Raw genomic sequence first — 10,429 nt, 5'->3', positions numbered from 1 at the left:
TTCCTTATTGGGTTTCAAGCTCGCCAAGCAATGCATCGATCGCGCTCGCGGCGTCGCGCCCGCGGTTCGCGTCGCGCGCACGGTCAATCGCCGCCGCGCAACGCGCGAGCGTGCGCTCGTCGAAGATCGTGCGCAGCGGCAGCGTCAGCGCCCATTGCAGGTTCGCCTGCGCGTTCACTTGCGCGGCGAGCAGCGAATGGCCGCCGAGCGCGAAGAAATCGTCGTCACGGCCGATCTCGCGCAAACGCAGCACGCGCTGCCAGATCGCCGCGAGCGCGCGCTCGGTATCGGTGCGCGGCACGTCGGCCGGCCGCGCGTCGAACACCGGCTCGGGCAGCGCGCGGCGGTCGCACTTGCCGTTCGGCGTGACGGGCAGCGCATCGAGCGCGACGAGCCGCGCGGGCACCATGTACGCAGGCAATTGCGCGCGCAGCTGCTCGAGCAGCGCGGCTTCGTCGAACGCGGCCGGCGCCGCGCACGCGACATAGCCGATCAGCCGCTCATCGCGCACGATCACGACCGCATCGCGCACCTGCGCCGCCGCGCGCAGCCGGGCTTCGATCTCGCCAAGCTCGATGCGCTGGCCGCGCAGCTTCACCTGCGTGTCGATCCGGCCGAGATAGTCGAGCGCGCCGTCCGCAAGCCGGCGCACGAGGTCGCCGGTCCGGTAAAGGCGCGCGCCGGCGTGCTGCGGATCGGGCACGAAGCGTTCGGCCGTCAGCGCCGCGCGGCCGAGATAGCCCCGCGCCAGACCCGCGCCGCCCAGATACAGCTCGCCCGTCGCGCCAAGCGGCGCCGGATAGAGCGCGGCGTCGAGCACGTGCAATTGCACGTTCGCGATCGGATGGCCGATCGGCACCGAGCCCGCGCGCGCATCGTCGGCCGTACACGCCCAATGCGACACGCCGATCGCCGATTCGGTCGGCCCATACGAATTGTGAAGCCGCACGTGCGGCAGCCGCGCCGCCACGCGCGCCACCAGCTCGGGCGCAAGCGCCTCGCCGCCCGCGAAGATCGTCTTGACGCTCGCGCAGCGCGCGGCGGCGCCGGCCGCGGCGAAATCGTCGAGATACGCGACGAACGCGGCAAGCATCGACGGCACGAAGTGCAGCGTCGTCACGCGATGCGTGTGGATCGCGTCGACCAGCCGGGCGGGATCGCGATGGTCCGCGGGCGCGGCGATCGCGAGCGTCGCGCCGACCGCGAGCGGCCACACCGATTCCCACACCGAGACGTCGAAGCCGAACGGCGCCTTGTGCAGCACGACGTCGTCGCACGTGAGCGGCGACGCATCCTGCGTCCACGCGATCCAGTTCGCCAGCGCGCCGTGCGTGTTGCCGGCGCCCTTGGGCTGGCCGGTCGAGCCAGACGTGTAGAGCAGATACGCGAGCTGATCGGGCGACACGCCGGCACGCCGCGGCGGCATGTCCGCGCCCGGGTGCGCGAGCAGCGCGTCGAGCGTGAAGACGGCGGCATCGCTGCCCGCGAGCGCCGTATCGATGCGCGAACGCCATTGTGCCTGCGTGATGACGACAGGCGGCTTCGCGTCGCCGAGCAGGTACGCGATCCGCTCGTCGGGATAGTCGGGATCGATGGGCAGATACGCGGCGCCCGCCTTCAGCGCGCCGAGCAGCGCGATCAGCATGTCGAACGAGCGCTCGGCGCACAGCGCGACGATCGAATCGGGCCGCACGCCGGATGCGCCAAGCGCCGCCGCCACACGGTTCGACTGCTCGTCAAGCTCGGCATAAGTCAAGCGCCGGATCGCGCCGTCGCCGCCTACGATTTCGAGCGCGACCGCGCCGGGCCGCGCGCGAGCCGCCGCCTCGAATTGCATATGAAGCGGCGCGCGCCGCGCGTCGGGCCAGCTCACGCCGGTCGCATTGCAACGGGCGATCAGCGCGAGATCATCCGCTTGCGCGCATGAGATCGTGCCAAGCGGCGCGTCCGGGGCCGCGATCAGACCGTCGATGCAGGCGGCGAACGCGCGGTGCAGCGCGTGCACGCGCGCACCGCTGATTCGCTGCGGATCGTAGCCGTAATCGATCGATAGCGTGTCGCCAGCCTCGATGCCGAGCGTCACCGCGAAATCAGTCGCCTCGATGTTGCGCAGCGCGCGCATTTGCAGCGCGCGCGGATCGCGCCCCTGCCACGCTTCGTCGACCGGGTAGTTTTCAAACACGATCAACGTGTCGAACAGCGCGCCGCCCATCCCCGCCCACTGCTGGATCTCGTAAAGCGGCGTATGCGCGTGCTCGAGCGCCGCCGCGTTGTCGCGTTGCAGGCCGGCAAGCCACGCGCGCGCGGCAAGCTGCGGCAGCGGCGCGGTGATCACCGGCACCGTGTTGATGTAGAGGCCGAGCACCTTGTCGGCGTCGGGCAGCGCGTGCGGCCGCCCCGCGACCGTCGCGCCGAACGCAACGGCCGTGCGATGCGTGACGCGCTGCAATGCGAGCGCCCACGCGCCCTGCACGATCGTATTGACGGTTACTTGCAGGCGCCGCGCGGCATCGGCCACGCGTGCGGTGTCGGCGGCGGACCATGCCGCGCGCCAGTTCGCGCGGCGCGGCGCCGTGTGGGCTGCGCGGCCCGCCTCGGCGGCCGTGGCGGGCTCGCGCTCGGCCACGCGCGTCGGCTCGTCGAGCCGCGCGAGGCGCTCGAGCCAGAACGCGCGGTCCGCGTCGGCATCGCGCTGCGCAAGCCACGCGATGAAATCGCGATAGCGCTCGCGCGCCGGCGCGCCAAACGGGTTCGCGCGCGGCGGCTCGATATAGTCGCGCAGCACCTGCGCGAACAGGTTCGCCGTGCTCCAGCCGTCGAGCAGCAAATGATGGCGGGTCCAGACGAGCCGCCATTCGGCCTCGCCGGTGCGGATCAGCGTGACACGCATCAGCGGCGGCGCGGCGAGATCGAACCCGCGCGCGCGGTCGCCAGCCAGCCACGCGTCGAGCGCGGCATCCAGGCTCGCGGCGTCCGGATGCGCGCCGCGCCAGTCGATCAGCTCCACCGGCATGCGCGCTTGCCGGTGGACGATCTGCATCGGCTTGGCCTCGTGCGCGGCGAAGCCGGTGCGCAGGATGTCGTGACGCGGCACCGCCGCGTCGAATGCGGCGCGCAGCCGCTCGATGTCCGGCGCGACGAGCGTCGCGACGAGCTGGTTCACATAGGTCGCGCGCTCCGGCGCGAGCAGCGTATGGAACAGAATCCCCTGCTGCATCGGCGACAGCGGATAGATATCGTCGATAGCGCGCGCGTCGAACGGCAACCGATCCAGCGCCGCCTGTGTGAGCCCGGCCGCCCGCGCAAGCGGATAATCGCCCGGCGTCGCGCCCGCGCCGCGCTCGGCCACGCGCGCGGCGCACGCCGCCGCCAGTTCGCGCAGCGCCGCGTCGAACCGCGCGGCGAGCGCTTCGATCGTCGCGCGCTCGAACTGCGTCGCGCCGTACACCCAATGCACTTTCAGCGCGCGCGCGTCATGCGCGTCGACATACGCGTGAATCGCGAGCGCATTGCCGAGCGGGCCGGCCGGATCGCGCTCGCACCCCGCGCCGCCGAAGCGCGGCACGAGGGCCGCGCCGCGCGGCGCGTCGAACTGGCCGAGGTAGTTGAACGTCACGCGCGGGCGCGGCACTTGGGCGAGCGCGGCGCACGCCGCATCGTTGCCGTAATGGCGCAGCACGCCGAAGCCGAGCCCCTTGTTCGGCACCGCGCGCAGCGCGTCCTTCACGCCCGCCAGCGTCGCCTCGGGCGTCGCCTCGAGTGCGAACGCAACCGGATAATGGCTCGTCAGCCAGCCGAGCGTGCGGCTCGCGTCGATATCGTCGAACAGCGGCTCGCGGCCGTGCCCTTCGAGTTCGAGCCGGCACGACGCCGCGCCGGTGTGGCCTCCGAGCGCGGCGGCGAGCGCCGCGATCAGCAGCTCGACCGCGTGGGTGCGATACGCGGCGTTCGCATCGGTCAGCACGTCGCGCGTAAGCGCCGCGTCGACGGTCTGGATCACCACGGCGGCGTCGGCGTTCGTCGCCGCCGCGCCGGGGTGGTCGAGCCGGAGGTCGTCGCACGGACCGGCGAGCGCGCTCCAGTATGGCAACTCGGCCGCGAACGGGCCCGCGCGATCGCGGGCCGCGCGCGCGAGCCGCGCGGCCCAGTCGGACGCACTCGCGCCCGCCGGTGCGAGCCGCACCGCGCGGCGCTCGCAGGCGGCGCGGTACGCGGCATCGAGATCGTCGAGCAGCAGGCGCCACGACACGCCATCGACAATCAGATGATGGATCGCCAGATAAAGCTTGGTCGCGCCGCCGGGCAGCGCGGCCGCGAACGCGCATGCAAGCGGGCCGTGCGTCACGTCGAGCGTGCGTTGCAGCGCGTCGAACTGTGCGAGCGCGTCGGCCTCGTCGCGCGCGGCGGCGGCCGCGAGCGGCAGCGAATCGAACGCGCGCGGCGCGTCGGCGCACAGCCACGCGCCGTTCGCGCCGGCCGGCGCGAAGCGCTGCCGGAACACCGGATGCTGGGTCAGCACGGCGTCGAACGCGCGCGCGAACGCGTCGAAATCGAACGCGCCGGCGACGTCGAGTTCGATCGACTGGTTCCAGTGGCCGCGCCGCGGGATATCGAGCGCGAAAAAGCGCAACTGCGCGGGCGTGAGCCAGCTCTGCCGCGCAGGCTCTCCGGCGGGCCGCCCGGCGGCAGCCGCGTCGGCCTGCGCCGCCGCGCCGTGCATCGGCGCGGCGGCCGGATCGACCACGGTGGCCACGCGCGCAAGCTCCGCGAGCGTCGGCGCATCGAACAATTGTTTCGGCGTGAATTTGACGCCGCGTTTGCGCGAGCGCGCGATCACCTGCAACACCAGAATCGAATCGCCGCCCAGTTCGAAGAAATTGTCGTGGCGACCGACGCGCGGCGCTTTCAGCACATCACGCCAAACGGCCGCGAGCACGGCTTCCCGCTCGCCCTGCGGCGCATCGGCGTCGTTCGCGCCGGCGGCGGGAGTCGCAGCCGGCTCATGCGCGAGCGCGCGCAGCGCCGCGCGATCGACCTTGCCGTTCGCGGTCACGGGCAACGTAGCGAGCACGACGATCACGGCGGGCACCATGTAATCCGGCAGGCTCGCGGCCAGCGCGTCGCGCAGCGCGGGGCCGTCGAGCCGCGCGCCGGCCGCGGGCGTCGCGAATCCAACCAGGCGCAGCCGCGCGTCATGCTCGACGGCCAGCGTCTCGGCCTGCGCAACGCCGTCAAGCGTGCGCAACGCGGCGCTCACCTCGCCCGGCTCGACGCGGTAGCCGCGAATCTTCACCTGATCGTCGAGCCTTCCAAGAAAATCGATCCGGCCGTCCGCTCGCAGCCGCACGCGGTCGCCGGTTCGGTAGACGCGCTCGCCCGCGCCGTGCGGATGCGGCACGAAGCGCTCGGCGCTTGCCGCCGCGCGCTGCCAATAGCCGCGCGCCACGCCCGGGCCGCCCAGATACAGCTCGCCGATCGCGCCCACCGGCATGCTCGCGCCATAGGCGTCGAGCACGCAGGCGTGCACGTTCGGCAGCGGCTGCCCGAGCGGCACGCTGCGCGCGCAGCCGCCGGCGGCCGCCGCGCGCAGCGCCGCCTGCGCCGGCGCGGACGTATCGCACACGAGCGCACCGACGCTTGCCTCGGTCGGCCCATAGTGATTGATCACGCGGCAGCCGGGCTTGAGCGCGGCGATCCGCTCGACGAGCGCCCACGGCAGCGCCTCGCCGCCCATGACGAGCGCGTGCGCGGGCAGCACGTCGGCGGCGCGCTGCGCATCGAGCAGCGCGTGCAGATGGCTCGGCACGATTTTCAGCACGCCGACGTCGCGCGTCGCCATCTCGTGCGCGAAGCGGTCCGGATCGAACGCCGCTTGCGCGGGCAGCAAATGCAACGTGCGGCCCGAGCACAGCGCGCCGAACAGCGTCGTGTGCCCGAGATCGGCCGCCACCGTCGACACCATCGCCATCGACGCGCCGGGCGCGAACGCCAGCTCGTCGAGCATGCCCGCCACGTAATCGCCAAGCGCGCGGTGCGAGACGACGACGCCCTTCGGCTCGCCGGTCGAGCCGGACGTGAAGATCAGGTACGCGGCCTGCTCCGGATGCGGCGATACGCGCGGCGCGGCGGCATGCGCGAGCGACGCGTCATGCGCGCATGCGTCGACGTCGAGCAGCGCGATGCCGCCGAAGCCGGCCAAACCGCCGGGCGCGCCCGCCACGAACATTCGCCGCGCGCCGCACGCGGCAAGCGCCGCGGCGATCCGCTCGCGCGGCGATGCCGGATCGAGCGGCACCGCGCACGCCCCGGCCTTCAGCACGCCGACGAACGCGACGACGAAGTGCGCCGAACGCTCGATGCAGATCGCAACGGGTGTCTCCGCGCGCACGCCGTCGCGGCGCAGCGCGAGCGCGACGCGGTCGGACGCGTCGTCCAGCTCGGCGAACGTGAGCTGCGTGCCGGCGTCGGCAAGCGCGATCCGGTGCGGGTGCTCGGCTGCCGCGCGCGCGAACGGCGCGAGCACGTCGGAGCCGGTCGCGAGCGGCCGGCCGGCGAGCCACGCGTGCGATGCGGCACCGCTGGCCCCCGGCATCGCCACCGCCAGTTCGACGACCGCGCGGCGTGGATCGCGTACCGCGTCGTCGACCAGCGCCGCAATGCTGTCGAGCCACGCGTGCGCGGTTGCGTCGTCGAGCTCGTCGCACGCATACGCGGCGACGAATTCGATGCCGCGCGGATCGTCGGTGAAATCAAGTGCGAAATCGAAGCGCGCGGCCGGATCAAGCCCCGGCGCCATGCGCACTTCCGCGCCCGGCAGCGTGCAAGACAATTCGAGATCGAACTGCTGCGCGAACTTCACGCGCAGCCACTCGTCGCCGCGCCGCACGGGCGGCTTCGCCGCATCGACGACCTGGTCGAACGGCACGTCCTGATGGGCGAACGCACCGAACGCCGCGTCGCGCACCGACGCAGCCAGCGATTCGAACGACTGCGCGGGCGATACACGAGCGCGCAACGCGAGTGTGTTCAGAAACAGACCGACGAGCGGCGCGGTTTCCGCCCGCGCGCGTTGCGCGATCGGCGCGGCGACGACGAGATCCCGCTCGCCCGTCAAACGGAACAGCCACGCGTCGAATGCGGCGAGCAGCACGGTAAACGGCGAAGCATGCAGCCGCCGCGCGAGTTCGCGGACTGCGCCGGACGCGTCGGCCGACAGACGCCGCGCGATCCGGCCGCCGCGGTAATCGCGCTCGGCAGCGCGCGGCCGGTCGAGCGGCAGCGCGAGCGGCGCGGGCGCATCGGCGAGCGCGCTGCGCCAATACACGAGCTGGCGCGCGGCCTCGCGCGCGTCCAGCGCATCGCGCTGCCACTGCGCGTAATCCGCATATTGGATCGGCAACGCAGGCAGCTCCGGCTCGCGGCCCTCGGCAAATGCCGCATACGCGCGCGTCAGTTCGTCGAACGCGCAGCGCGAACTCCAGCCGTCGCTCACCGCATGGTGGGCCGTCAGCAGGAAACGCTGTGCGCCGTCGGCAAGCGTGACGAGCAGCGCGCGCACGAGCGGGCCTTCGGATAGATCGAACGGCGCGCTTGCATGACGCTCGGTCAACTCGTCGAGCCGCTCGCCGCGCGCCGGATCGCCGCGCAGATCGGCCGTGGCGAGCCGCACCGGCAGCGCAGCGTGAATCCGCTGCATGACGACGCCGTCGTCGTTTTCGGCGAGCGTCGTGCGCCACGCTTGGTGGCGGGCGATCAGCGTATCGAGCGCGCGCTGCAGCGTAGCGGGCGCGAGCGCGCCGTCCACGTCCCAGTGGAACGACACGTGATAAGCCGCACCCGCATCCTGCGTGCGCGCGAGCACCCAGAAACGCTGTTGCGCGAACGACGCCGGGCGCTCGACAAAGCCCGCCGCGGCGGGACGCGCCGCCGCCGCGATCAGCGCGGGCGGCGCACTCGCGAGCGGCTCGGCGCGTTCGAGCCGCGCGGCGAATTCGGCGAGCGGCAGGTCGTCGAAAATCGCGTCGAGCCGCCATTCGACGCGCCATTCGAGCCGGATTGCCGTCTGCAATTGCATCGCGGCGAGCGAATCGCCGCCGCGGGCGAAAAAGCGCTCGGCGCGGCCCAGCGGCGCGTGATCGTTCAACACGCGCTGCCACAGCGCGGCAAGCCGGCGCTCGGCATCGGTGCGCGGCGCGTCATAATCGGCGGCGACCTCGGCAGGCCGCGCGGCGATTGCGTCGCGCAGCGCCGCGCGGTCCAGTTTGCCGTTCAGCGTGTAGGGCAGCTTGTCGAAATACTCGAACCGATGCGGCAGCCAGGCCGCAGGCAAATGTGCGGCGAGGTGCGCGCGCAGCGCGTCGTCGTCGAGCGCGGCGCCGTCGCGGACAGGCGGCGCGCTCACGCGGTCGGCCGCCACGACGCACGCCATCAACCGCGTGCGGCCGCCGGCCGTTTCGGCCAGCACGCCCGCATCGCGCACGCCCGGGTGCGTGAGCAGGCACGCGGCGATCTCACCCGGCTCGACCCGCACGCCGCGCACCTGTACCTGATCGTCGATACGGCCCAGATAGTCGAACGAGCCGTCGGCGCGCTCGGCCGCGAGATCGCCCGTCCGGTAGATCCGCGCGCCGGGCTCGCCCGCCGGGTCCGGCAAGAAGCGCTCGGCGCTCAGCGCCGGACGGCCGTGATAGCCCCGCGCGAGGCAAACGCCGCCGAGCAGCAGCTCGCCCGCTTCGCCGCGCGCGGCCGGTGCGCCGGCCGCGCCGTCCCGCCCGGCCACCCGCGCGACGCGCGGGCCGATCGGCCAGCCGATCGGCAGCGACGCGTAGCCGTTGGCATCGTCGAGCGCGGGCGTCGCGCCCGGGTCGAGCGGCCACAGCATCGGCGAGATCACAGCTTCGGTCGGCCCATAGCCGTTGACGAGCCGGATCGACGCAAACACGGCGCGGATCTCGTCGAACGCGCTTTGCGGCATGGCCTCGCCGCCGAACAGCAGCACGCGCAGCGACGGCGGCACGCCGTCGCGCGCACACACCGCCGCGAACTCGCGCAGATACGCGGGCGGCAGCGTCGTGTTCGTCACGCCCTCGCGCGTGATCAGCGCATGCGCGGCGTCGGGCGCGAACGGCGGCGGATCGCTGATCACCACGCTGGCGCCGACGGCGAGCGGCACGAGCCACGCCTCGATCGCGACATCGAAGTTCACCGACGCGAAATGCAGCACGCGGTCGTCGGAGCCGATCGGCAGCGACTCGGCGAGCGCGTCGCCATGCGCGGCAAGCGGGCCGTGCTCGACCACCACCGCTTTCGGCGTGCCCGTCGAGCCGGACGTGTAGATCATGTACGCGGCCGCGCGCGGGTGAACCATGTCGTCGCCGTATACGCGCGGCGCGCCCGGCTCCGGATGCGCCGCGCCCGCCACATCGAAGCACTGCGCGAAGCGTGCGCGCATCGCGGCATCGGCCGATGCGTCGACGATCCCGTGCGCGAGCCCCGCATCACGCACGATCCAGTCGAGCCGCGCGGCGGGATGGCGCGGATCGAGCGCGACGAACACGCCGCCTGCTTTCATCACGGCGAGCAGCGCGACGAACAGGTCGCACGAGCGCGCGACGCATACGCCGACCCGCACCTCCGTGGTCACGCCCGCTTCGCGTAATCGGGCGGCGAGGCGCGCGGCGCGCTCGTCGAGTTCGCCGCGCGACAGGCGCACGGTGTCGGGCGCGAACGACGCGAGCGCGGGCGCGTCGGGCGCAAGCCGCGCAAGTGCGCGGATTCGTTGATGCAGCGCAGTCGGAAAGCTCTTCATAGGGCGTGAAGTCCGTTGGCACTGGCCGGTTCGGCCGGTTCGTTCATGTCGCCGGCCGCGATCGGGCCGCTTCAACTGCAAGACGAACCACGCGCCATTTTTTTAACCGACCTTTCGCTCTTTTTAATTGGCTGGCTTTTTTGCTGCGGTCGGCGGGGGCGTTTTTCGGGGGTGGTTGCCCGATTCTTCGGTTGTCCTTTTCATTCGTCCTTTTCGTTCGTCCTTTTCATTCGTCCTTCCGGTGCCGCTGGCGCCATTTGCCCCATTCGCGCCATGCAGCGCCGGCTCCGGCCCCGTTCACGCCACAAGAATGCAGGCTTGCGCGGGCCGCCGGCCGCGCGACATTTCTCAAAATGGACGCCACGCGCGCGCTGGACTTGACATGAATAAACACAAAGCACAAATGCCCGCGCGCCGACGCGGCCCGCGCCCGGCCGCCATCCGGTGCGTATCGCGTCGAAATCGGTGCGGGATCGCCGCGAAACCCATGCCATTCCCCACCGGCCCGCCCGCCTCACCCGGCTCCCGCGGCCCGCCCAGCGAATCGCCGGCGACAGCCGCCGCGCCGCACCATGGCATGCGATGCCATGCCCCCACCGGCGCTCGACCTGGGTAAAGATT

Annotated in this window: 1 protein-coding gene; it reads right to left on the bottom strand. The window is 72.4% G+C overall.

What is annotated here, in order from left to right:
* Positions 1–4: 4 nt before the first annotated feature.
* Positions 5–9,808, bottom strand: coding sequence for a non-ribosomal peptide synthetase (locus WS68_RS17705; RefSeq protein WP_059572027.1), 9,804 nt, complete (start codon positions 9,806–9,808; stop codon positions 5–7).
* Positions 9,809–10,429 lie beyond the last annotated feature (621 nt).

Origin of the sequence: Burkholderia sp. TSV86 (genome assembly GCF_001522865.1) — a bacterium.
Lineage (GTDB): Bacteria > Pseudomonadota > Gammaproteobacteria > Burkholderiales > Burkholderiaceae > Burkholderia.
Note: the sequence above shows the minus strand (reverse complement) of the source record. Positions and strands in the feature narration are given on the sequence as shown.

What these genes read in the sequence shown, in the direction of transcription:
- WS68_RS17705 (WP_059572027.1), bottom strand. Translation starts at nt 9,808, where the DNA reads ATGAAGAGCTTTCCGACTGCGCTGCATCAACGAATCCGCGCACTTGCG.